Here is a 22,892-nt window from a genome sequence, read left to right as displayed (position 1 = left end):
GGCGTTCGGAAAACCCCCTAATGAGCCTACCCACCACCTTACCCCATAACCCTGCTGTCTATGCCTGATTGCCCCCGCTGCCACCAACCTGTAGACGCCCGAGCGCTCGCCTGTCCGCACTGCAAAATCACTCTCAAAGCTTTCGGTCATCCGGGTATCCCTCTTTATCGATCGAAACCCGAAGAATTTCTGTGCACTAACTGTATTTATCACGACGACGACACTTGCAACTACCCGCAGCGTCCCTTTGCCAAAGAATGCACGCTTTATCACGATCGAGCTGAGCCACTTGTGCCACAGACGAGCCCTTACAGCAGCGGCGACGGGCTGCAATCGATCAAAACTTGGTGTCAGCGCCATCTGGTTTGGTTAGCATTATTAGGTTTAATTATTATTAGCATTGCTCTGTCGATTTAATCGGATTGTACAAAGCGTAGAATAGACATATCTCTGTTAATCTGGGTTGCTCTATTATTCTGTAAATTATTCATGAGCTACGTATTCGGCATCGACGGCGGCGGCACTAAAACTATCTGCCTTTTAATGGATGACAACCACCTTGTTTTAGGACGGGGGGAAGCAGGGCCGTCAAATTATCAAACCCTGGGAATTGAGACAGCCAAACAATCCATTCAATTGGCGATCGAACGAGCAGTTCTGTCCGCTCAGGTCGAGGCTGTAGGCAATCTCAACATAGAAGCAATTGGTCTGGGACTAGCAGGCGTCGGGCGTCCAAAAGATCGTGAAATAGTGCAATTTGTAGTGCAGAACTTGCAGTTTACGAATACTTTACCAGTAACCCGATCGTTCCTGCCCAGGAATATAGTAATTTCCAGCGACTGCGCGATCGCACTTGCTGGCGGTACAGGCCATCCAGTGGGTATCGCCGTTATTTCAGGAACCGGTTCGATTGTTTTCGGGCAAAACCGTCACGGGAAAACTAAACGAGTCGGCGGTTGGGGATATATTTTAGGCGATGAAGGCAGCGGATATAACATCGCCCTTCAGGGTTTGCAAGCTGCTTTGAAGTTCTATGACGGACGCGAAGATTTTACCGTGCTTGCGGAAAAATTTCAAAAGCATTTAGGCCTCAATAACCTAGAAGAATTGGTAGAAGTCGTTTACGGGCGCGGTTGGGGAGTCAAAGAAATTGCAGCTTTAGCGCCGATTGTCGAGGGAGCAGCAGCAGAGGGCGATCGCGTCGCTGACAGCATTATCAATAATGCTGTGGCAGAATTAACCTATGCAACAAAAATAGCCATTTCAGCGCTATTTAACCAAACAGAAGAATTTGAAATTGTGATCGTAGGAGGTGTGTGGGGCGGCGAGGCAAATTGCCGAGGTCGGTTTGAAGCGGCCATAAGTGCGATCGCCCCAAAGGCTAAGGTTATCTCGCCCCGATACGAACCAGCTTTCGGTGCTGGATTGTTAGCTTTAAACGCTCTCAACAATTAACCTGGCGATCCCAGCCTTCGTGCTGGAATTTCACATTAACTCATTAGAGGCTAAGGGGAGGATGAATGGAAATCGCTCCTTTATCCTCCTTATCTTCCCACTCTTGCCGATTTTATCTATTTTTCCAAATTTTAAAAGTTTCGATTATCTACCTTATCTTCCCAACTTGTAGAATTCCAGCCTGCCATAATCAAAACATCAGATGAATGCGAAACAAGAAACAAATTTAGCAGTATTGCGTTCCTAAGTAAACAAAAACCGCAGCAAGGAGACAATTTATATGATTACTTCTCAAAAATGGCGTTCAGCAACAGCAGCAATCCTCGCACTGGGCATTACAGTTGGAACCAGCGCGCCGCTGGTGGTAGCTACTCCCGCAGAAGCCCAACAACGAATTTCACAATTTGATAGCATCCGAATTCCGTCGGGCAGTGTAATTCCAGTTAGCTATGAAAAAGACAAAATAGTTGTCACCCGGGAAGAAACTGCACCTTTAACTTTAACAGTGGCGCGAGACATCCGCACACCTCAAGGCAGAGTATTAATCCCCGGAGGCAGCCAGATAGTCGGGACACTGCAACCTGTCAGAAGAGGCAATCAAATCGGTACTCAATTTGTTGCCAGAGAGTTAATTATCAGCCGCCGCCAACGCTATCGGATTGATGGCTATTCGGGAATTATTACCCGAAGCGAAAGAGTCCAAAAAGGTGCTGGCACAGGTTCATTAGCGCAAGGTGCAGCATTGGGTGCAGCAGCAGCAGCAGCACTAGCAGGCATTACCGGTGACAAAGCCATCGCCACGGAAGAAGTATTGGGAGGCGCTGGGATCGGCGCTATAGCTGGAGTATTGTTGGGGCGGCGCAGCGTTGACGTGCTCGTGATTCGCCCGGAACAAGATTTGGCAGTGACATTGCGATCGGACATCGTACTCCGCTAATATTGGAATCTTCGGATTAATTATTTGCAGTAAAACATTGTCGATAGCTAACTTGTGGTCTCCCGATAATTGGCTAGGCATACTGTTAAGGTTGTGCCTAGCCATGTTTGTTGGCGGAATTATTGGATGGGAGCGCCAACTCAGAAACAAACCAGCGGGCTTGAGAACTCATATGCTAGTAAGTATGGGTTCTGCACTGTTTGTTTTAATGCCGCTGGCAATGGGTAAAAATGAAAACGGAGGAGATGCTGTAGCGCGCGTAATTCAAGGCATTGCTGCCGGGATTGGGTTTTTAGGAGGTGGAGAAATCCTGCGGCAAAATCAACAGGAAATAGGCAAAGTTGAAGTTCACGGGCTCACCTCTGCCGCCGCTATTTGGGTGTCAGCAGCTTTAGGAACGGCTGCTGGATGCGGGTTGTGGCAACTGGCATTAATTGGCGCTTTCATGTCGCTGTTTGTTCTGAGAGTAATTAAAGAGTTAGAGCGTCGGAGGCGTAGGAAATAGTCTCAGTGATGATCTAAAATTGGGTATTATAACCGTTATAAAGTTTGTAGTGACGACGGAAGTACGAGCGAGTTTTATGATAGTTAAATTCCTCACTACTAACTAATTTTATTGCGGTCGATGGAGGGGAAATAATATTAGCTGTTTCATACCAACTCCAGTTAATCACTGCTCATAAATTGTTTGCCCTCATCCCAGCCATACCTGGCAAAATGGTGAAAAAGGGGCGTTGCACAATTTGAGGATGATTATTGTGGGCATTGGTGTCAACTTAACGTTAAATTCTCATTCCGGCTCTTTTTGAAACAAGAGCCTCAAAGCGAAAGTCCTCGCTATGAGGACTAATGAGTTCTTCAGTCCTCTTTGAGAGGACTTTAGCTATGAGACAGGGAATTCATTCCCTGGCGGACTTCCGGGTGAGCGGGAGGACTGGCGGACTAAAAGCTTAACTTGACACTCATGTATTGTGGAGTGTTCCGCCTGGTGTGAAAATACACGCCTTCGGGCTACGAGAGTCCATTCCACAAAAAAACAATCAAAATCATCTCGCAATTATGCAATGTCTAAAAAGTGGCTCAAACGCTTGAAATCTCTGCTTGGGGCGATCGATAAATCTTCTTTATTTGATAGAGTATTAACAATACATAACATCTCAAGAATAATGCTCAATTTTTACGAAGCAAACACTTTGACTACAGCTTGACAGGTCTGGTCATCCAAGCCTGACCTTTGACGAGTGAAGTCCTCACTATCCACTTACATATTCATTTTAATATTTATTATTTCAATTTTAGTTACTTTGGTCAAAAACCATTGAACCAAACTACCAATATTTTTTAAATTAATTAGTATATAAATCAGCAATATAATTATATTTTACCAGCCTTGATGAACTAGAAAAATTAATTAATATTCATATCGCCCGAGGACTGAAGAAAAAAATTAATTTCTATCCGGGAAATTTGGCATTTTCATCAATTCCAAAGACTCTTGCCTCACGCGACCCGCCATCGCAGCTAATTGCAAGCTCATAAAAGCATTCAAATCTTCCAAATCACACTGGGCAGAGGAAAAAACCTTCTGCATTTCATTTTCCGCTTCCAAACTCAGATAGCCAGCGGCAATAGCTTGTTTTACAACTTCACGAATCTGCACGGTAGAAATGTCCCTTACTAAATTTTCACTAATCAAAAGCCCGCTAATTACTAACAGGAAGTTTCGGAAGCCGTCTCGCCAAAGATTTCAAATTTTTTCAGCTCGCGAGACTCTTGTTTCACTCCTCCGGACATAGCTGCTAGTTGCAAAGCCATAAAAGCATTTAAGTCTTCCAAGTCATACTTGGTGGTAGTTAACATCCCCCGCAGTTGATTTTCGGCTTCAAGGGTTAGATAGCCTAGAGCCAGAGCTTGCTGGGCGAGATCGCGAATTAGTACCATAACACTTCGGGATTTTATTGGTTCAAGCCTCAGTATCAACTGTTTTCACAGAATCAGCAGTGACGGCTATTGCTCGATAGGTGTGACATTGTTACGGGCCACTCGTGACAGCCGGAGTCACAGAGTGTGACTAAGTATTTGCACGGTTGTGATGGCGATCACGCGGGGGATGCCAGAGGAGGAGTGTCCGAGTGGGGAGTCGGAGAGTGTCCGGGTGTCTGGGTGGGGGAGTCGGAGAGTGTCCGAGTGGATGAGTCGGAGAGGGGGAGCATTTTTCTTTTTCCCTGCGACTAATGACTGATGACTACTGCCTTCTACCTTCAGAAGACGCTCAACGTCTATAATCAGCAAGTTAAATATTTACGGCAAGACATATGGAACTAGCTCATAAAGATTTGCTACAACAAATAGCCCGACTATCGGAAACTTATGCTAATTTGGCCGATCGCCTCTCCCAAGCAGCAAAACAACTGCAAGACTCCGGCCTTCCTCCCTCTGACAGCTTGCTGCAAGAAGTAGCAGCCTACAGCCGCAACTTTGCCGCAGTCCAAAAACAAGCTCTCGAACTCAACAAATCCGCGATCGCGCCGGGGGAAATTGCTTCCCTCAAAGACATTCAAAACTTAGTTCAGACAGCAGCAGCTTCTGAAGGTAAAGCAGAAATTCGCGATGCAGCATTGAAAGTGATCGATCGAGTATTGGCGATCGCCCACCGCGAACAAAGCGACTTCGCCCCCTTACAATCAGTTCATGCCAGAGCCCGCGAACTGCAGCGCGCGATTTCCGAATCAACCCCAACTCAACTGCATTCCGACGCAGAATCCTTAGTCAGCGGCAAACACCCAGTTTCAGCAGTGCTGGCCCTGGTGGAACAGCAAGACAAATTAGACGACGAACAGTGGGTAATTCTCGAAGAAACAGTTAGCGCTGCTTTTGGCAAACAAATAGCCGTAGCCATTTCCAGAGGCAAATTAACCATTGCTGAGATGGTAAAAGCAGCACCTGCAAAAGTCGAACCCGCATTTAAAGCAGCGCCAGAACAAAAAATCAGCGCCGAACCTTTGCCAGAAGTGATTGTCATCCCGTCAGGAAATGTGGCGCCGAAACAAGTTACAGTTGCGCCACAGATCCAGATTTTGGAATCCCCCGCACCTTCTGCCCCCATGCACGAGGTAATTATTGTTCCCAGCGTGGAAGTACCTAAGTCTCTTCAGACAACCGGTTCGGGTAACATTGTTTTTGGCGCACCCCGGAACCTTCAACCAGCGGTGGCAGTAGAGGGCGGTTTGGGAATCAAAGTTTTGGTGCACATTCAGGGAATTGGCGATCGAACTTTCGGTGCTCAAGAATACGCGGGTTCTAAGGGGCGGGGGCTGCGCGTCGAAGGATTTGCGATTAATATCGATCCGCCAATTCCCGGCTTAAATGTCGAGTACATGGCTCACGTCGAAGGTGTTGGCGATACTCCTTGGCTTAGCGAGGGAGAATTGGCGGGTTTTCGGGGTCAAGCGAAACGAATTGAAGGATTTGCGGTGCGATTGAGCGGGCCACAAGCTGATAAGTACGACGTATTTTATAGCGCTCACATTCAGAATATCAGCGACACCGACGTGTCCTCCAACGGCGAATATTGCGGCACTCGCGGCAAAGCTTTGAGAATAGAGGGCATCAAAGTTTGGATCGCGCAGTCTGCGAGTTCCCAAACAGTGGCGCCTGTGGGTTTAAAAGTGTTGGCGCATATTCAAGGAATTGGCGATCGAACTTTTAGTGATCGAGAATATGCGGGTACTAAAGCTCAAGGCCGCCGCGTCGAAGGATTTCAAATTAAAATAGAGCCTCCCGTTGCCGGTTTAAATTTGCAGTACATGGCTCACGTTGAAGGAGTGGGCGACACTGCTTGGATCTCGGAAGGAGAGTTAGCTGGATTCCGGGGCAAAGCCAAGCGCATTGAGGGATTTGCCGCCCGCCTGACAGGGCCACAAGCTGATAAGTATGACGTATTTTATACGGCTCACATCCAGAATGTAGGTGATACTCCTGTTACTCCTAACGGTCAATATTGCGGCACTCGCGGCAAAGGTTTGAGGGTTGAGGGGATGACGATTTGGGTTGAGCCGAAAGCCTAAAAAGTGAGAATGAATGGAAAATTTGCAGTAACATTTTCCATTCATTTTGTGTTGTTATATCATTGGGATTGGTTGGTTTTTGTATAATTTGCGCGATGGTAGGGGCTGGTTTTACCAACCATCTACGCCAAAAACTAATCATCCCATAAACCCGCCCCCTCTCTCTGAACGGTAAACGTCAATGTACATTTTTTCCCTTCGATAAAAGTCAAGGTTGATATAGGTTATTAGTTGTGGGGGGCGGGTTTATGAGATTGTTTGTGTGCGTCAAACATTATTGGTAAAACCAGCCCCTACAGCATCAAAAACACTTGCACAATTTACGCTAGCAGACACGATATTAATGTTGTAGCACGTGCAACAAGCCTTCTACCACATGACCGATCGCACTTGGAGCAGCTTCGGCGGCGCAGTGGCCGGCGTGGAGTGCGTTTCCGACAGCCTGACTCCCTCCCTCCAGCGCATCGGCACCAAATTGACCGCGATATGTTTCTTTGACCATTTCAGCTTGAATTTTGCGGGTGGTTTCTTCGGGATTCGTTTCCCAATTGCGGATTGTTTGGATTATCTCGAACCCAGCCCAAATTAACATTCCGAGGACGATCGCAGCAATAAAGTATCCCATAGCTTTCTTTAAAGTTTGAGGTTTGCTCTATCTAATCTAGGGTGGCATTTGAAGGCAGACAGGAGCAAAACCATTGCTATTGAGTGCGGATTTCCACCTGCTAGAACTGTCGTTATTTGGTAAATTGAGGACTAAAGCTTCACTAAAACTATGGCAACATGGCATAACTTACCCTTCCAATGCTGCCAAAAGACACAGCAACAAAGCCTCCGTCCACTCGACTACAGCACCGTAAGTATCGCCCGTGTGGCCGCCCAAACGGTGGTTAAACCAGGCTCCGGCAAAAATTCCGATCGCACTTCCCCCCAAAGCCATCCCCGCCGCCAACAGCCACCGATCGCCCTCCAAGACAACTTGCACCACGCTCAAACTCAGCAGCAACAGCACTCCCGGTATAAAATCAAAAGGAGAATAAATCGATTCCTTGTGAAAAGCTCCCTTACCCTCGGCCCGGAGATAGGGATAGCGGGCAATCGCCACCAGTTGGGCCCACCTTCCCCAACCGGCCACACCCATCAAAGCCAGCCACCGATAGTTATTCAAGTCTGAGAGAGCGGCAGTTTTCAGCAGTACGATCGCGATCGCAGCCATCGCCCCAAAGGCTCCTGTAACGCTGTCCCGCATGACTTCCAGCCTGCGTACCGGGTCGGGTACAGCCAGCCCGTCCGCCGCGTCCATTGCGCCGTCTAGGTGCAGCCCGCCAGTCACGGCGATGCCCAAGACTACCACCAAGGCCGATCGAGTCAGAGCAGGCATTCCCAACAACTGCAACCCAACATCCCCCAGTCCCAGCATCCCCCCAATCAAAAGCCCGATCGCCGGTGCCAAGCGGGCAATGCCCCGAAACTCCAAAGTCCAAGACACCGGTACCGGCAAACAAGTATAAAAAGCGACTGCGGCTGCGATGGCAGCGCCTTGATTCCGGAAAAAGTCGATCGTAGAGCGAACCCATTTATCATGCACCATAAGATAGAAAATTTTTCATCTGGTATGCAGTTGTCAATCGATTAGCGTGTGCCAGAATTGGACTGTAACACCCTAGTTTTTTGGATCGAGCATTCCTCCTGTCGCCCGCTCTTTTCCCCGGAAAACCTCTGTCGGCAGCGATCCCAAAGCTCCCTATCTAAAATGACTAAACTCAAGATCCGCGTTTCCCTTCCCAAGAATTCTAGCTAACTCCCTGATGTTCAAGACGGGAAAATACTACAACAGAGGCTTTTACTACATGAGTCACGATCAATTGAATAACAGGGTAGTTGCTCCTTGCATCATCGATACAGGCATTGTCGTCAACAAAAGCGATATCAAAAGATTGCTGTTTGATTTAGGACGTGTCCGCTACCTTCACATACAAGATGGCCAGATTTACAGCGAAGGGGAAGGGTATGTACTCGAAGTCTTCGCCAACCCCCACCGTTCTACCCTGATTGCCAATCATGCGCTTTATTTGAACGTGTATAGTTTTGATTACCTGGAACTTAAACAGTCCCCGGTCGATGGTGCTTATTTTGACCTGATTCAAGATGGACGGCAGTTGCGGTTAATTCCCCTCTCCAATCCTTTGCAAGAGCAAGTCGCCCGGAATTTAAATGCTGCTGCTTTGGATGCGGTTGTCGATCAGGTACTCTCAGGCCACTGGGATTTGCAATTGGATGAGGATGATTCCCCCTTTTAATCGTCAGTCAGTCGATTTTAGATTTTAGATTTTAGATTTTAGATTTACTTGCAGCTTTAGAATCTGGGAGGTAGAACTAAGGTCTAAAATTTTTTGCCCTCCACGACGATTGTCGGAAACTTGTCTCCGTTTTTGGGCGGGGTCATGGTTTTTTTTGTCGCGATGTCATCAACAATAGATTAAATAACACGGACGGCCGAGTAGCGGTTAACGAGCATCGGGGACTAATGACTGAGGACAAGGCGAAATTTTCTTTTAAATGTCAGGCTAATTGCAGCCATACCCAAGCCCGTGCAGGGGTTTTTGCCACCCCCCACGGTGTGGTGGAAACGCCTAAATTTATGCCAGTGGGGACGCTAGCTAATGTCAAAACTTTGACCCCGGCACATCTTGAGGCGGCGGGTTCTCAAATGGTTTTGGCAAATACTTATCACTTGCATTTGCAGCCGGGGGAAGCGATTGTCGCAGGCGCGGGCGGATTGCACAAATTTATGGCTTGGCCGGGCCCGATGCTGACGGATTCGGGTGGCTTTCAGGTGTTTAGCTTGAGCCAAATGCGGAAGATTACTGATGATGGGGTGACTTTTCGCTCTCCCCGCGATGGCCGCATGATTAATTTGACGCCGGAACGATCGATCGAAATTCAGAATGAGTTGGGCGCTGATGTGATTATGGCCTTTGACGAGTGTCCCCCTTACCCCGCTACGCGGGAAGAGGTGGAGGCTGCCACAAATCGCACTTACCGCTGGCTGCAACGCTGCATTCAAGCTCACTCGCGCCCGGATCAAGCTTTGTTTGGGATCGTCCAGGGGGGTGTTTTCCCCGATTTGCGATCGCGCGCGGCGAACCAGTTGGTAGATTTGGATTTACCAGGCTACGCCATCGGCGGCGTTAGTGTGGGGGAATCGGGGGATTTGATCGCAGAGATTGTGAAGGTGACTGCGCCTCTGTTGCCGGCAAATAAACCGCGTTATTTGATGGGGATTGGGACTTATCGGGAAATGGCGTTGGCGGTGGCGAGTGGCGTAGATATGTTTGACTGCGTGATTCCGACTCGGCTGGCCCGCCACGGGACGGCTTTTGTGGGTGGGGAACGCTGGAGTTTGAAAAATGCTCGGTTTCGGGAAGATTTTGCGCCGCTGGATGAGTCTTGTCCTTGTTATACCTGCCAAAAATTCAGTCGGGCTTATTTGGCCCATTTGGCGCGGGCTAACGAAGTGCTGGGGTATACTTTGCTAGCGATTCACAATGTCACGGAGTTGATTCGCTTTACGGGGAGGATGCGGGAGGCGATTTTTGCCGATCGATTTACTGAAGAGTTTGCCCACTGGCTCGCACCGAGAGTCGATCGATCGTGATTGCCTTGGGTAAAGATATGCGACAATTATGAAAATTCTGTTGGATAGGTAGGTTGATTCATGGAAGCTGCATTACTCTTAGCAAAACTGCCCGAAGCTTATTCGATTTTTGAGCCTTTGGTTAATGTTTTGCCGGTCATTCCCGTATTTTTCTTGCTGCTGGCTTTTGTTTGGCAGGCGGCTGTCGGATTTAGATAAGTTTGATTTTAATAAAAGCAGGGGCAATTCCAGAATTGCCCCTGCTTTTAGATGTTAAGTTTTGTTTCGCTCTTCCTTGTGCCTTCAGCTACCGCCGATCCCACTTTTGAAAGCCGGTCTTTCTGAGATCCGCTTGATGTAATCTACAACTGCCGGATAAGCACTGAGGTCTAGTTTTAGCATCATCGGAATGTAGGCCAACATTGACCCGACTGCTGCGTCGGCGACGCCAAATTCATCACCCATTAAAAACGGCTGTTTCTCGAAGATTTCATTTAAGGGTTTTAACAACTTGGGAGTTTCGCGATCGCGATTGGCTTCGACAAATATTCCCGGCCCCAAGGTGGCGTTAGCAAACGTGACCCACTGCACGATTTGAGCTTGCTGCTCCAAAGTCGCGGGCATTTTACCATGTTTTTGAGCTAAATACAGCAGAATTGCGCCGGATTCCCAAAGTTTGAAATCTCCGTCAACAATTGCCGGTACTTTGCCGATCGGGTTAATTTCGAGATACTCTGGCTGCAAGTGTGCCCCTGCTTGCATATCCAGCATGACGAATTCGTAGGGAACTCCTATTTCTTCTAGATACCACTTGACAATTGAGGCCCTGCTGCGGGCTCCGCCGTAAAGTTTCAGCACAAAATTTTTATCCTTTAACGCAATATTGCTGTTATAGCATTTTTTGGGAATTGGTAATTGGTAATTGCAGCCACTAGAGACTTTCATGTCACTGTTCCACTAATGACTACTGACTAATTACTAACTGCCGATAACTAATGGCAGTTCTGTCAAGTGCAGAAACAAGATTCTGCTGCCAATAAAAATCAAAATTGCTCCGCCCAATATCTCAATTTTATTAGCAAATAAGTTGCCGCACTTGTGCCCGATAAACACGCCTGCAAAGGCTAAAAAGAAAGTAATAAACCCGATCGCAGTCACCGCAAGAGCAATAGAATCTTTCAGGACAGCAAATCCCAGGCCAACTGCGAGGGCATCGATACTCGTCGCCACCGACAGGGTTATCAAAGTCCCCGTATCTAAGGGATTGAACTTTTTCTCGCATTCTTCGCTTTGCAGCGATTCATAAATCATTCTCCCGCCAATGAAACTCAAAAGCCCAAAAGCGATCCAATGGTCGATCGGTGTTATCAAAAAACTAAAACTAAGACCGAGCAACCATCCTATGACGGGCATTAAAGCTTGAAACCCTCCGAAAAATAAGGCGATTTTTAAAGCTTTATTGACCTTCATGTGTTTGATTGCTAAACCGCTCGAAACAGCAACAGCAAAAGCATCTGCTGCTAGTCCCAACGAAAGTAATATGGTAGTGGCTGCATCCATTTTTGTAAAGTGTTAGGTGTTATAAATAAAGTGTTCCTCTTGACTGTTTTAGTTTACACTAAATTTTGATATAATTGCGTTCTTATCATAATATATTCATTTTTGACTCACATTTATTTCACAATTGGCGAGGGTTGAAAAAATCACCGCTTAGCTGTACTGTGTAAAAGATTATTTATGAAGTAGCAGAATCGACTATGGCGCCATCTAGACCGTACCAGCCATTGCTGCTCAGGTTACTGCATGGGGTTAACGCTGCGATCGCCCTTTTAGCAATTTTGAGCGCATTTCTGGTTTACAACACCTACGATGGGCGGTTTGGCAAAGTCCCCGTGCCTCAGATTGCAGATATTATTGGGATTCACGGCACTTTTGGCAAGATGTTGCTGTTAGGAATAATGCCGGCTTTTGCATTGTACAGTTTCCACCCCGGTCAAAAACGCTTGGTGCAGCCGGATTCTTTTGGGAAACTAACGCAGTTGGGAAAACCGATTTGGTGGTACAGTTTGCACCGGATTGTGAATACGTTGATGTTGCTGGCACTGACTTGGGCGATCGCTTCTGGCAGTATGGTTAAGGAAGAATGGCTGCCGGCTGGGGAATTGACGCAGGTTTGGTATTATTTACACGCTTCTGGTTGGGTGGTATTGGTGTTTTGTCTGGCAATGCACTTGTTGATGAGTGCGAAGGTGGGGGGTTTGCCGCTAATTTTGTCGATGTTTGATGCCGCATATCGCCCGGAAGATTCGCCGGCGGCTTGGTGGAAGAAAATTCGCTCTTTGGTCGATCGCTCTTAATGTGAAAATGCTTAATTTGAAAATGAACAAAAATATTTTATTAATTGTTGCGGAAGTCTTGGTAATGGGAGGTTGGTTGTTTGCTGTGGTTGCACCTTTATTATTTCCCTAATCCTATCATAGCAATTTGGGTTAACAAATGATCGTGATATCAAATCCGTTAGCATCGGAATAGTAAATTCGAGTTCACTGTTGACGGTTGACTGTTCACTGTTCACGGCGTCAACAGTCAACAGTCAACAGTCAACATCATGTATGAGTGTAACCGGAAATGATATGAGGTTTATAGTGAGGACTTCAGCGCTCTGTTTTATGAGGACTAAAGTCTTGACTGCGAAACCACATTAAGCTTTTCGCGGAGCTTGCTGGCAAGATTAGCGAGGGGTTTCCCTGGCGGCAAGATGCGATATCAAACGATCGGCAATTTCACCATAAACTCAGCACCGCCCCCAGTTTGAGATTTAATTTGAGATTGTACTGGAGATTCAACTGTAAGGCTGCCGCCGTGCAATTCTACAATAATTTTATAACAAACTGACAAGTCCAATGCTGTAAAATTTTTAAATGATTTAGTATGACCAGACTGGTCAAATATTCTGTGTTGAATTTCCGGGGGAATTCGGGCGCCGTTGTGGGCGATCGATACTGCAATAAACCTGGCGGGATAACCCTCGACAATATCTGTTTTAATTGTAATAATTTGATCGGAGTTTTCAATACTCTTAAGAGCATCAATAGCATTGCTGAGGAGACTCGCGAATACCTGGCTCAGTTGACCGGGATAACACAAAATGGGCGGCAAGTTGTGGTACTCCTTGACTACTAATATTTTTGGCTCCAGCCGGCCCGCTAGCAACAGCAAAATATTGTCGATGCTTTCATTTAGGTTGGCGTGTTCTTTGTTGGGTTCGTCAGGAAGCGAAAATTTCCGCAAAGCAAGGACTATCTGGCGAATGCGATCGGCTCCTATTTTCAAAAGGTTGAGAATTTGCGGCAACTCTTCGCTGATAAAATCTAGGTCGCAGGCCTCTATTTCTTTGGCAATTCGCGGCACAGGTTCGGGATATTGTTCGCGATAGAGGCGAATTATATTGAGCAAATCTTTGATATAATCGTTAACGTGAATCAGGCGACCGTAAATAAAGTTAATCGGGTTATTAATTTCCTGGGCAACTTCGGCGGCTAGTTGACCGACAATTGTCATTTTTTCGCTTTGTACTAAATGCTCTTCGGTGATTCTGAGTTTTGCTAATACTTCTTCCAAAAGTTTGAGTTCTTCTTGAATTTGCCCGTGGAGTTGGGATTGGGAAATTGCGATCGCCAGCGAGTCTGCAATTGCTTCCAAAACTTCCACCTCGTCGGGAGTTGCAAACTGCCGGTTTGCACAGGCGAACAGATATCCAAGCCGATGATTCTGAGTTAGTACGGGTACTGCTGCGTAGTGACTATTTGTGAGTTCGATATAGGCGTGTTCCTCAGACGATGTGGCATTAGGAGTGGCGGTTTTATGTAGCAGTATCGTTTCGCAGCGGTGAAGCCGTGCAGCTAAATCTCCAGAGGGCCCTCCAGGAACACCAAAGATTCCCAAGCGTGGTGGCAAACCTTCCCGGCAATATTCCCAGCCAAATTCTAAAGTATCTTGTCGGGGATCGTACCATGCGAAAATTGCTCGATCGAGCTTCAGTAAAGTACCGAGTTCGTCTACTGTAGTTTGGAGGATGCGATCGAGGTGCAAGGAAGCGCGAATGCGCCCAGTCAAGCGGTGGAGAAGGCCTTCTGTGCGACTGCGAATGCCATTTAGGGCAAACAGCTTGAGCGCCACAATTGCTGCGAAAATAGCTGCGGCGGCAAGTACCCCGGCTGCTATTGCTAGTATCTTGAAAGGAAGGAGTTCTTTTTCGAGATTGTCGCGGGGAATTACGAGGGCGATCGACCATTCAGCTTGTTCTAAAGGAAGATAGGCAACATAAACTCTGGCGTCGTTGATTTTAGTCAGCGAAATGCCCGTTTTTTGATAAACCATCTCCCGGGCTACATTCGCCAAATTAGCATCTGCGGACTCTAAAAGACTGGGCGCCGATTTGTCTATATTTCCCATTAATCGATCGTCGGGATGCACAATCGGCACTCCTTGAGAATTGAGAACAAAAGCGTAAGTTCCTGCCCCATATTCCAGCTTTCCTACTACTTGGGCAATTCGGTCGATGCTAATGACGCCGTTGATTACTCCGATCGGCTTTTGTGCTTTTTTATCAATAGAATTTGCCGAACTTGACCACACCGGAGCCGAAATGGGAACAATACTTTGTCCTTTGAGCGTGCGAGAAATGGTAGGATCGGAAACATAAACTTTCCCAGCCATTGCCTTTTTAAAGTGTTGGCGGTCGCTCACATTAATCAACGCTCTGCCCACTTTTGTGGTGAAATAAGAACCGTCGGGATCAATTAAGGCGAAGTGCTGGAATTCTTGCAGTCGATTTACTTCCGATTTTAAATAAGGCTCTGCAACGGACCAATTCATCGAACGAACGGGAGGAGTGTGGGCGAGGATTTCGATCTCAGCCTTTCTAGTGCCGAGCCAGCGATCGATCTTGTTGGCGCGATCCCTAACTTCTAACAAAGCATTTCGCTCGCTTTTGGTGATAATCAAGCGGCGAACGCTTTGATAGCTAATACAACCAGTGATGCTAGCTGCCAGAATTGTTCCGCCCAAAATTAAGAGCGCAGTTTTGTACCCAAGATGGTATTCGCCCTTTAATTCCGCTGGCAATAGTCGAGTTAATTTCCACCACTTTACTCTCGCAAAGCTTCGCATGGTTTGACCAATTTGTGAGATTGAAATCCTTAGCTCACCTGCGATGTACTCGCCCGCACGCCAGTAGTCTGAAACTACTAGCCTTCAATAATTGCGGGATTTTTTAATTTTTTCCCGCCGGCCGGCTCACCTTGTTAAACTGGAATAATATTCTATCATTTATTTTATTAATTAAAACTTTTTATTAACAACTTAAGATTTTTCTTAACAGTCGTTAATAATTTATGTTAATTAGGTGATGTGAGTAATGCGAACCCTACATTGAGATGTTTGGTGTTTGTCTTAATAACGAAATATTAAAAAGTTTTCCTTCATTAATGAACTCAAAACTTGTTAAATCTTTAATTTACATCGTTTCCGGTTGCCTCGGTATTTTTCAAAAATCCCAACAGTCAGTTGGCCCGAAAGCATAATTTTAGTCAACAATCAACAGTCAAAAATCAAATTGAGGAGTGCAACCGGAATTCATATTACATCTCAAAACTCGGAACTCTTTTCGGTGCATCCGCTGGCTGAGGCACTGTTAAATTGCCCGAGTTGCGCGATTTGTTTAAAGAACCTTGTGAGTGTGTTCGTGCTGTTTCACATTGTCTTCAGTGCGAATGACGCGCTCGGAGTTGAGCACTCTTTTGCGTTCTAAGGAATAAGTAAAGTCGTTGCGAACTGTTCCCAAGGGAATGTGAAGTTGAGCTTGGGGGCGGATTTTGTAAGTGCGGGCAGCGGCGATCGCCCGAAAGCCAAATTCTTCGCTAAACTGAGCTGAGGTAGGGAATTCTGGCAACATTTTGGGTGTGTCGCCGTCGAGCACTGCTCCCAAAGTCGTCCCGCAAATCATTAAATAAGATGTGGGAATTCCCTTCAAAATTGCTTCCAAAGCTGCTGAGGGAATAGCTTCGATTACTTGCACTTCAAAAACTTCGCCTTCTTCTTTGATGAAGCAGGTAGCTACACCGACTGCTATGTAGTCGTCGGTGCAGAGATCGGGAGCGTTGGCATAAACTGTTGCAGTCGTCATAAGAAAAGCTTGGTAGTGTGGAAACCGGGAACGATAAATTAAGCGATTTTAGATTTTAGATTTGAGATTTTTTCCAGCGTTTTTTTCGGGGATTTTACGTGAAAAATATCAAACCGGCTGTTCTAAGACCTAAAATTTTTGGGTTAAGCTCCAAGGAGCCGATCGCACGATTGTGTCGATCGTACCACATCAAGGTAGATGCCGGATGATTCGGCAAGGATTCCCCGCCGCCACGACGTTTGCGGGAATATCTTTGACAACAACACTGCCTGCGCCGATCGTGCTATTGTCGCCAATAGTGACTCCTGGACAAATCATACTGCCGCCGCCAATCCAAACATTATTGCCAATATTAATTTCAGCGGCGAGTTCTTGGCCAGAAAGTCTAATTTCCGGGTCTGTGGGGTGAAAAGCTGTGTAAATTTGCACGTAGGGCCCGCACAGTAAGTTTTCGCCAATGTTAACTCGATTGCAGTCGAGAATCACGCAACCAAAATTCATGTACAATCCGTTTCCAGCATAAATATTGCTGCCGTAGTCGCAGTAGAAAGGTGGCTCGATTTCAACTTTTGGCCCAACTGCACCGAACAATTCTGCGAGAATTTCTAACCGTTTGTCTGGTTCGTCTTCGCGGGTAGAATTGTAGGTTCTGGCGAGGCGGCGGGCTCGTTGGCGCTCTAAAATTAATTGCTCATCAGCAGCTAAATACAATTCGCCGGCGAGCATTTTTTGTTTTTCGGTTTTTTCCACAGTTTTTTTTAAGGTAAGAATCGGCGGTTGAAACCGCTACTTCACCAACGAACTTCCTCTCTAAGAGACTGAAGAATAATGTAGGGTGCGCTAGGCGCACCTTACCGCTATAATTAGCGCGTCAGATTATTTTTTGATGTTTCAGCATACATTTAGGGTTCAGGTTTTGACTGCAAACAAACGGCTAAATCTAGATTGGCTAATTGCTCAAAAGCTCGATCGATCGATCCTTTTCCCCGCAAAAAACCAGTATTTGCACCGGGACAAATATACTGTAAAGTTTCCGGCGAAAATCGATCGATAATTGACTTCACGCTGTTAATTTGCCGGGGCCAGTGAAAAGTTTTTGCCGTCAACAGCGGTACTGGGGCGGCTTCTCGGTTGGGGAGCAAGTGCCTACCCGAAAACAGCACTCCACCGCTGCCACTATGATAAAGGCAAGAGGAACCAGGAGAATGGCCAGGAGTCCAAAATGCTTTGATTCGATCGCTCACAACAAATTCTCGCTCAAAAACCGTCACCTTCAAACCCGGCAGTAAATAAGCTTCCTGCTCTTGAATCAGGATCTCGCACCCCGTGGCTTCCTGAATCTCCCGCGCCTTGGCGATAGCGCCGCGGTGCGTGAGAAACAGCAGTCGCACGCCGCCGTGTTCCCGCAAAAATGTTTGGTTAATCTCATCCCAAGCGGGACAATCCACCAGGATGTTAGTTTGGTTTTCTACAATGAAATAGGCTGTTGCACCCAGAGTTTCCCGGTTAGGCGGGAAAGCAAGGATATTGTCGAGCACGGGCCTGGGTTGTTTGGAGACTAAAGTCTGTTGTTTCAAGGAAGTATTTCAGAAGGGAATGGGATAAATATTATGTTCTTTTTACTATGGTTGTTCGTATTGGGGCTGATATCGTACTACTTGTTGCAGAACGGCACCAGCCGCATCACCAGGACTCCGATATGGCTGCTGTGGCTGGTAATGATGGCGCCCGCGCTGATTTGGAGTGGTTGGATTTTAGTTTACGGTACCAGCAAAACTGTACCGCCGGAGTTGGTAATTATACCTTTTCTGGTTTGCCCTTTTTTGTATTGGTTTTTGGTACAGTTGGGGCGCAAGAAAATTACCGCCGAAACTGCTGAGCAGCTAGCAGCAGAAGCGACTGAACCTGCAAAGCCAAAACCGCCCGTGCGCCCGATCGATGCAGCGGAAGAAGCGAGTTTGCGCGATTGTTTTCCTTGGTCAATTTACTTTTTGCGAGATTTGGAATTTCGGCCGCAGGCTGTAATTTGTCGCGGACAGTTGCGGACAAACCCCGAGGCTGCTTATAAGGCAATTCGGGAGAATGTGGAGAGGCTTTTTGGCGATCGCTTTTTAGTAGTATTTCAAAACAGCTTGAGCGGTCAACCTTTTTTTGCTATAGTTCCCAATCCCAGCCACCAATCAGGGGAAACTCCTGTCAAAACCGAATCTGTAACCCGACCCTTTTTTGCATTAGCTTTGCTGGTGATCACGGTGTTTACGACTACGCTTGTCGGGGCGCGACTTGCCGGAGTTACTGAACAAGCTTTGCAGTCCAACCCATCAATATTGCTCCAGGGTTTGGCTTACTCGCTGGCTCTAATTACAATTTTAGCAATTCACGAATCCGGCCACTATTTAGCTGCCAGATTCTACAAAATTCGCACGACTTTGCCTTATTTTATCCCGATTCCTTTTTTCTTAGGAACTTTTGGGGCTTTCATTCAAATACGGAGTCCAATTCCCAACCGCCGAGCTTTATTTGATGTTAGCATTGCCGGGCCCCTTGCGGGTTTAGTGGCGACAGTGCCATTATTAATTTGGGGTTTGAATCATTCGACTATTGTACCGCTGTCTGACAAGTCGGGAATGTTAAATTTTGAGTCTTTCAAACCCAGTTTTTCGCTGCTGATGACTTTGTTGAGCAAGTTAACCTTGGGCGGCGCTTTGAATGCGGAAACTGCGATCGATTTGCATCCGGTAGCGGTGGCGGGTTATTTGGGTTTGATCGTGACGGCGTTTAATTTGATGCCGGTGGGACAACTCGACGGCGGGCACATCGTACACGCGATGTTCGGCCAGCGAGCGAGTATGGCGATCGGGCAAGTTGCTAGACTTTGTATGTTGCTGCTTTCTTTTTTGGAACAGGGTTTACTGCTGTGGGCGATTATTTTATTTTTCACACCACTAAACGACGAACCGGCGTTGAATGATGTCAGTGAATTGGATAATCGACGGGATTTTTTGGGGCTAATGGCGATCGGGCTTTTGTTAATGATTTTGTTGCCGGCGCCCAGGGTACTCCTTGAGTGGTTAAATGTTTAGTCTAAAGAAGGGGAAGGGGAAAGAGGAAAGAGGAAGAGGGAAAAGGTTGATAAATCCTAGGCACTTTAGGATTTATCAACCCGCTCTTTCTAGACGCGATCACGACTCAGCGACAAAATACATATTGTTAAAAATTCATAATCAATATTGACATTAAGATTATAGATGTGTTATTGTTTTTCCTGATAGGGCGATATATTGACCCACTGCAAGTGCTGCCATAAGTGCGATCGGCTAGATTTGCTAGCTAGTAGCTAAGTAAATTGGGAAGTCGATTCAAAGGAATTGGCATTTCAACTTTAATTAAACAGGACTTACGCAAAGCCTCTAGATATAGGGTTTTGTAGGGGCAATCCCTCCGTGGTTGCCTCTATCCATAGGATTGTTGCGTCCAGGACTATTGAATCTACCCTAATCCCCTCGTCTTTGGTATAATGTGCGAACTCATTTAATAAAATTAAAATCCAGCTATGAATATTTTTGTACTTTTAGGGTTTTGTAGGGGCAATCCCTCCGTGGTTGCATCTATCCATAGGATTGTTGCGTCCAGGACTATTGAATCTACCCTAATCCCCTCGTCTTTGGTATAATGTGCGAACTCATTTAATAAAATTAAAATCCAGCTATGAATATTTTTGTACTTTCTTCACGGGCTTTAATCTCAACTGTATCCTGGGATCCAGTTTTTGAATTAGAAAATATTGTTGTACGAACCTGCAACGCACAACTTTTGGTACCATCTGCCCGCGATGTAATCCAGTGGTCATCCACACTTTATCCGCTAGCCGCTCGAATAGTCCGTAAAGCCGTTAAGTCTACTACAGGTCTATATAATTTACCACTTTTACCTCAATTGTCGAACAAACCCAATGTTTTACTGATGATTGGGATATCAGGAGTCGATCTGGAACTACTCTCAAGTATACCTAAGTGGAGGGAGCGTTTTGATGTTGTCATCGCTTATATTTTCGATTCTTGGGCACCGGAAATTTATTCAAAAAATGTCTATCATTTAGATCATTTATTCGTTGCACTTCCAGAAATTAGAGATAAACTGAAAAAACGTTTTGGTATACCAGTATCGCTGATACCTTTTGCTGCTGATGTTCTCGCTCAGGGTTCGTGTCAACTCAAGCGTTCAATAGATTTAACAAGCTTCGGGCGGATACCTTCACAGTATGACACTGTGTTTTTCAATAAATTCAATCAACCTGGTTCCGAACAAATTTACTATAAATCTACGCCCAGAAAAGATGAGGAATTTCCGAAATTGCCTTACGAAATGCGTAGAGACGAGCCAGATACTCGGCTGCTATTTCACATTCTCAGACATAGCAAACTCACCTTGGCATTTGACACGCTCTATCCTGGTATGCGTCGGTTTCCTTACTCGTTTATTACACTGCGTTGGTTTTATGGTACTGCGACTGGCGGTGCGGTAGTTGGGAAGCGTCCAACTACACATCTAATGGATGAGTTGATGAATTGGGAAGATGCTACTATTGAGTTGCCCGATGACCCGCAAAAAAGTGTTGAATTCATTAATGAACTTTTACAGGACGAAGTGAGGCTTAATTCTATATACAAACGCAACTATGTTGAGAGTTTAGCCCGTCACGATTGGAGGCATCGGATTCAAAGTATGCTGGAAGCTGTGAAAATTCCCCTACCGCAGGGACTGCTGGAAGAATTGTCACAGATGAAGATGATTCATGAAAAAATGGTCAGCCGATTTTAGATTTGGGATTTGGGATTTTGGATTGGAGAATTACTCCTGTCCTGAGTCTGCGAAGGAATGAATCTGGGGTGTCCGGGACTAAATTGCTTGATTACAATGCCCGAGCTGATTGTAGAGAAATAAAAGTGATAGATTTGAATGGGATTCCGATCGACTTTGCCGTCGATTTACAGCACTTCCGGATGTTATGAGGTACACTAGCAGCAATTAGTAAACCAGTTTTTAAGATGTTTCGGATTAATTAAGTCAAGAGCCACAGCAATTATCGTATCAACCATTTTAGTGGTCGTTGGCGAAAACTTTCGCAATAAAGATTTACAGCAGATTGCGGGTAAATGAGGTACACTAAAATTAGTGTATCAACTACGACAATGAAAGCGTACTCCATCGACTTCCGGGAAAAAATTGTTAAAGCTTATGAGCAAGGGGACACCTCAATCAGAAAAGTTGCCGCCCGATTTGATATTAGCAAAAGTTTCGTACAAAAACTGATTGAGATGAAAAAAACTAAAGGTCATGTACAACCAAAACAGCAGGGTGGAAGCATGAAAAGTGAAATGGATGGATATGAAACCCAGCTAGCGGCTATGGTTGAAAAATATCCAGATGCCACCCTCTCCGAATACTGCGAATATTGGGGACAAACCCACGGTCAATGGGTTAGTAATAGTAGTATGTGTCGGGCATTAAAAAAACAGAAGCTGACCATAAAAAAAAGACTTTACGCAGTAGCCAAGGAGCGACAGAAAGAGTTCAAAAATTGAGATGTGAGTAATGGGAAAAAGCTAAAAACATAGACCCTAAAAATAAGCGTGTTTTTAGATGAAATGGGCGTATTACTAGGGTTGACGAGACCCAAGTCTCGGAGTCATCATGGAACCAGAGTATATGATTTAAAACCATTTTATCGGGGAGCAAAGATTACGGTTATTGGGGCAGTAAGCCTAAAACAAGTTTTAGCAGTAATGAATTTAAATGGTTCGATGGACGGAAATGCCTTTGAAGTTTTTATAAAAGAATGTTTAGTCCCAAAGTTATGGTCGGGTGCAGTTGTTGTTATGGATAATGTTCCTGCCCACAAAATAGCTTCAATTGAAACTTTAATTCAATCAGTTGGTGCAAGTGTTCTTAATTTGTCTCCTTACTCTCCTGACTTTAATCCAATTGAACATTGGTGGTCACAATTGAAAGCTTTTTTACGTCAGTTTTCCCCTACGACAACAAAAATGGTTGATACGTTAATTGCAACTGCCCTTGACTTGTTCAATCCTCAGCATCTAAAAAATTGGTTTGCCAACTGCTGCTACTGTACCTCATAAACCTGAAATGTGCTGTAAGTTGCGACCACCATAATTCAATCGGATTAAAATCAGGAGAGTATGGAGACAAACATAAAATAGAAGCACCGACAGATTCAATCATCGATGTAATTGAATCTACTTTATGCGCGGGTAAATTATCCATCACTACTACTGCTCCCGACCACAATTGTGGCACTAAACATTTTTCGATAAATACCTCAAATGCTTTGCCATCCATTGAGTTATCCATTGTCATGAGTGCTACTACTCGCTTGATACTAATTGCACCAATTACTGTGACTTTTTTCCCTCGGTAAAAAGGTTTAACCGCATAGGCTCGCTTTGCCTCGTTCCGAACGTGCATGAGTTCGGTTTAAACCTAGCAATACTCCAGTCTCATCTAAAAATACTATAGTCATTTCAAATAAAAAAGAGACACTATTGAGCGCAGTAGGCACAGATGAGTTCATCTAAAGATGTGCCAGGA

The 22,892-nt window shown here is 45.8% G+C and carries 24 protein-coding genes; 13 read left to right on the top strand and 11 right to left on the bottom strand.

Annotated features, from left to right (window positions below):
• The first annotated feature begins 60 nt into the window (after nucleotides 1-60).
• From QUB14_RS13740 to QUB14_RS13725, 4 genes are all read left to right on the top strand, one after another.
• A complete protein-coding gene (locus QUB14_RS13740) occupies nucleotides 61-417 on the top strand; it encodes a zinc ribbon domain-containing protein (RefSeq protein ID WP_333217490.1) in 357 nt (118 codons plus the stop codon).
• Nucleotides 418-489: 72 nt separating this feature from the next.
• Nucleotides 490-1,455, top strand: a complete 966-nt coding sequence (locus QUB14_RS13735; protein ID WP_333217489.1) for a BadF/BadG/BcrA/BcrD ATPase family protein — start codon at nucleotides 490-492, stop codon at nucleotides 1,453-1,455.
• A 280-nt stretch (nucleotides 1,456-1,735) separates the two neighbouring features.
• Entirely contained in the window at nucleotides 1,736-2,392 is a 657-nt protein-coding gene (locus tag QUB14_RS13730; RefSeq protein ID WP_190662148.1) for a hypothetical protein, read from the top strand.
• 37 nt (nucleotides 2,393-2,429) lie between these two features.
• Entirely contained in the window at nucleotides 2,430-2,897 is a 468-nt protein-coding gene (locus tag QUB14_RS13725; RefSeq protein ID WP_333217488.1) for an MgtC/SapB family protein, read from the top strand.
• Nucleotides 2,898-3,839: 942 nt separating this feature from the next.
• Here QUB14_RS13725 and QUB14_RS13720 read toward each other — a convergent pair.
• Entirely contained in the window at nucleotides 3,840-4,052 is a 213-nt protein-coding gene (locus QUB14_RS13720) for a hypothetical protein (RefSeq protein WP_333217487.1), read from the bottom strand.
• Nucleotides 4,053-4,102: 50 nt separating this feature from the next.
• Nucleotides 4,103-4,333 (bottom strand): hypothetical protein, encoded by a 231-nt coding sequence (locus tag QUB14_RS13715; protein ID WP_333182814.1) that lies wholly within the window; start codon nucleotides 4,331-4,333, stop codon nucleotides 4,103-4,105.
• A gap of 374 nt (nucleotides 4,334-4,707) precedes the next feature.
• Here QUB14_RS13715 and QUB14_RS13710 point away from each other — a divergent pair, with 374 nt between their 5' ends.
• Nucleotides 4,708-6,459, top strand: coding sequence for a hypothetical protein (locus QUB14_RS13710; RefSeq protein WP_333217486.1), 1,752 nt, complete (start codon nucleotides 4,708-4,710; stop codon nucleotides 6,457-6,459).
• 340 nt (nucleotides 6,460-6,799) lie between these two features.
• Here QUB14_RS13710 and QUB14_RS13705 read toward each other — a convergent pair whose 3' ends face one another.
• Together QUB14_RS13705 and cobS are read right to left on the bottom strand one after the other, a co-directional pair.
• The gene (locus QUB14_RS13705; protein WP_333217485.1) at nucleotides 6,800-7,084 is read right to left on the bottom strand and encodes a hypothetical protein; all 285 of its coding nucleotides are present in this window, start codon (nucleotides 7,082-7,084) and stop codon (nucleotides 6,800-6,802) included.
• A gap of 168 nt (nucleotides 7,085-7,252) precedes the next feature.
• On the bottom strand, nucleotides 7,253-8,050 hold the full coding sequence (gene cobS, locus QUB14_RS13700) for an adenosylcobinamide-GDP ribazoletransferase (RefSeq protein ID WP_190662160.1): 798 nt from the start codon (nucleotides 8,048-8,050) through the stop codon (nucleotides 7,253-7,255).
• A gap of 259 nt (nucleotides 8,051-8,309) precedes the next feature.
• Here cobS and QUB14_RS13695 point away from each other — a divergent pair, with 259 nt between their 5' ends.
• The 3 genes from QUB14_RS13695 to QUB14_RS13685 all read left to right on the top strand — a co-directional run bounded on the left by QUB14_RS13695 (nucleotide 8,310) and on the right by QUB14_RS13685 (nucleotide 10,315).
• Entirely contained in the window at nucleotides 8,310-8,759 is a 450-nt protein-coding gene (locus QUB14_RS13695) for a hypothetical protein (protein ID WP_333217484.1), read from the top strand.
• Between the two features lie 227 nt (nucleotides 8,760-8,986).
• Entirely contained in the window at nucleotides 8,987-10,117 is a 1,131-nt protein-coding gene (tgt, locus tag QUB14_RS13690) for a tRNA guanosine(34) transglycosylase Tgt (protein ID WP_333217483.1), read from the top strand.
• Nucleotides 10,118-10,177: 60 nt separating this feature from the next.
• Nucleotides 10,178-10,315 (top strand): photosystem II reaction center protein K, encoded by a 138-nt coding sequence (locus tag QUB14_RS13685; RefSeq protein WP_006634808.1) that lies wholly within the window; start codon nucleotides 10,178-10,180, stop codon nucleotides 10,313-10,315.
• An 84-nt stretch (nucleotides 10,316-10,399) separates the two neighbouring features.
• Here the strand turns inward: QUB14_RS13685 and QUB14_RS13680 are convergent, their stop codons facing one another.
• The gene (locus QUB14_RS13680; RefSeq protein WP_333217526.1) at nucleotides 10,400-10,954 is read right to left on the bottom strand and encodes a glutathione S-transferase family protein; all 555 of its coding nucleotides are present in this window, start codon (nucleotides 10,952-10,954) and stop codon (nucleotides 10,400-10,402) included.
• 120 nt (nucleotides 10,955-11,074) lie between these two features.
• Nucleotides 11,075-11,656, bottom strand: a complete 582-nt coding sequence (locus QUB14_RS13675) for a manganese efflux pump MntP family protein (RefSeq protein ID WP_333217482.1) — start codon at nucleotides 11,654-11,656, stop codon at nucleotides 11,075-11,077.
• Between the two features lie 197 nt (nucleotides 11,657-11,853).
• Between QUB14_RS13675 and QUB14_RS13670 the strand changes: the two genes are divergently transcribed.
• Entirely contained in the window at nucleotides 11,854-12,453 is a 600-nt protein-coding gene (locus tag QUB14_RS13670) for a cytochrome b/b6 domain-containing protein (RefSeq protein ID WP_333217481.1), read from the top strand.
• A 409-nt stretch (nucleotides 12,454-12,862) separates the two neighbouring features.
• Here the strand turns inward: QUB14_RS13670 and QUB14_RS13665 are convergent, their stop codons facing one another.
• The 4 genes from QUB14_RS13665 to QUB14_RS13650 form a co-directional block, all read right to left on the bottom strand.
• Nucleotides 12,863-15,223, bottom strand: a complete 2,361-nt coding sequence (locus tag QUB14_RS13665; RefSeq protein ID WP_333217480.1) for a cache domain-containing protein — start codon at nucleotides 15,221-15,223, stop codon at nucleotides 12,863-12,865.
• 595 nt (nucleotides 15,224-15,818) lie between these two features.
• Nucleotides 15,819-16,283 (bottom strand): hypothetical protein, encoded by a 465-nt coding sequence (locus QUB14_RS13660; protein WP_333217479.1) that lies wholly within the window; start codon nucleotides 16,281-16,283, stop codon nucleotides 15,819-15,821.
• Between the two features lie 189 nt (nucleotides 16,284-16,472).
• Nucleotides 16,473-17,033 carry a sugar O-acetyltransferase gene (locus tag QUB14_RS13655; protein WP_333217478.1) on the bottom strand — a complete coding sequence of 187 codons (561 nt, stop codon included), beginning with the start codon at nucleotides 17,031-17,033 and terminating at the stop codon, nucleotides 16,473-16,475.
• A 152-nt stretch (nucleotides 17,034-17,185) separates the two neighbouring features.
• Nucleotides 17,186-17,860 (bottom strand): MBL fold metallo-hydrolase, encoded by a 675-nt coding sequence (locus tag QUB14_RS13650; RefSeq protein WP_333217477.1) that lies wholly within the window; start codon nucleotides 17,858-17,860, stop codon nucleotides 17,186-17,188.
• A 33-nt stretch (nucleotides 17,861-17,893) separates the two neighbouring features.
• Here QUB14_RS13650 and QUB14_RS13645 point away from each other — a divergent pair, with 33 nt between their 5' ends.
• The 4 genes from QUB14_RS13645 (at nucleotide 17,894) to QUB14_RS13630 (ending at nucleotide 22,423) form a co-directional block, all read left to right on the top strand.
• A complete protein-coding gene (locus tag QUB14_RS13645; protein WP_333217476.1) occupies nucleotides 17,894-19,366 on the top strand; it encodes a site-2 protease family protein in 1,473 nt (490 codons plus the stop codon).
• A 625-nt stretch (nucleotides 19,367-19,991) separates the two neighbouring features.
• Nucleotides 19,992-21,104: a glycosyltransferase gene (locus QUB14_RS13640; RefSeq protein WP_333217475.1), complete on the top strand. Its 1,113-nt coding sequence runs from the start codon at nucleotides 19,992-19,994 to the stop codon at nucleotides 21,102-21,104.
• A gap of 371 nt (nucleotides 21,105-21,475) precedes the next feature.
• Nucleotides 21,476-21,868, top strand: coding sequence for a transposase (locus QUB14_RS13635; RefSeq protein WP_333217474.1), 393 nt, complete (start codon nucleotides 21,476-21,478; stop codon nucleotides 21,866-21,868).
• 48 nt (nucleotides 21,869-21,916) lie between these two features.
• Complete coding sequence (locus QUB14_RS13630) at nucleotides 21,917-22,423, top strand: transposase (protein ID WP_333217473.1); 507 nt, start codon at nucleotides 21,917-21,919, stop codon at nucleotides 22,421-22,423.
• On the opposite strand, the gene QUB14_RS13625 is transcribed toward QUB14_RS13630, so the two are convergent.
• Nucleotides 22,368-22,769: a transposase gene (locus QUB14_RS13625; RefSeq protein WP_333217472.1), complete on the bottom strand. Its 402-nt coding sequence runs from the start codon at nucleotides 22,767-22,769 to the stop codon at nucleotides 22,368-22,370. The two genes, QUB14_RS13630 and QUB14_RS13625, sit on opposite strands and share 56 nt — an antisense overlap.
• Between the last annotated feature and the right edge of the window lie 123 nt (nucleotides 22,770-22,892).

The organism is Microcoleus sp. B3-D2, from assembly GCF_036705345.1.
In the GTDB taxonomy this organism is placed as follows: Bacteria; Cyanobacteriota; Cyanobacteriia; order Cyanobacteriales; family Microcoleaceae; genus Microcoleus.
The sequence above is the reverse complement of the archived record's forward strand: the minus strand, read 5'-3'. Positions and strand labels throughout refer to the sequence as shown.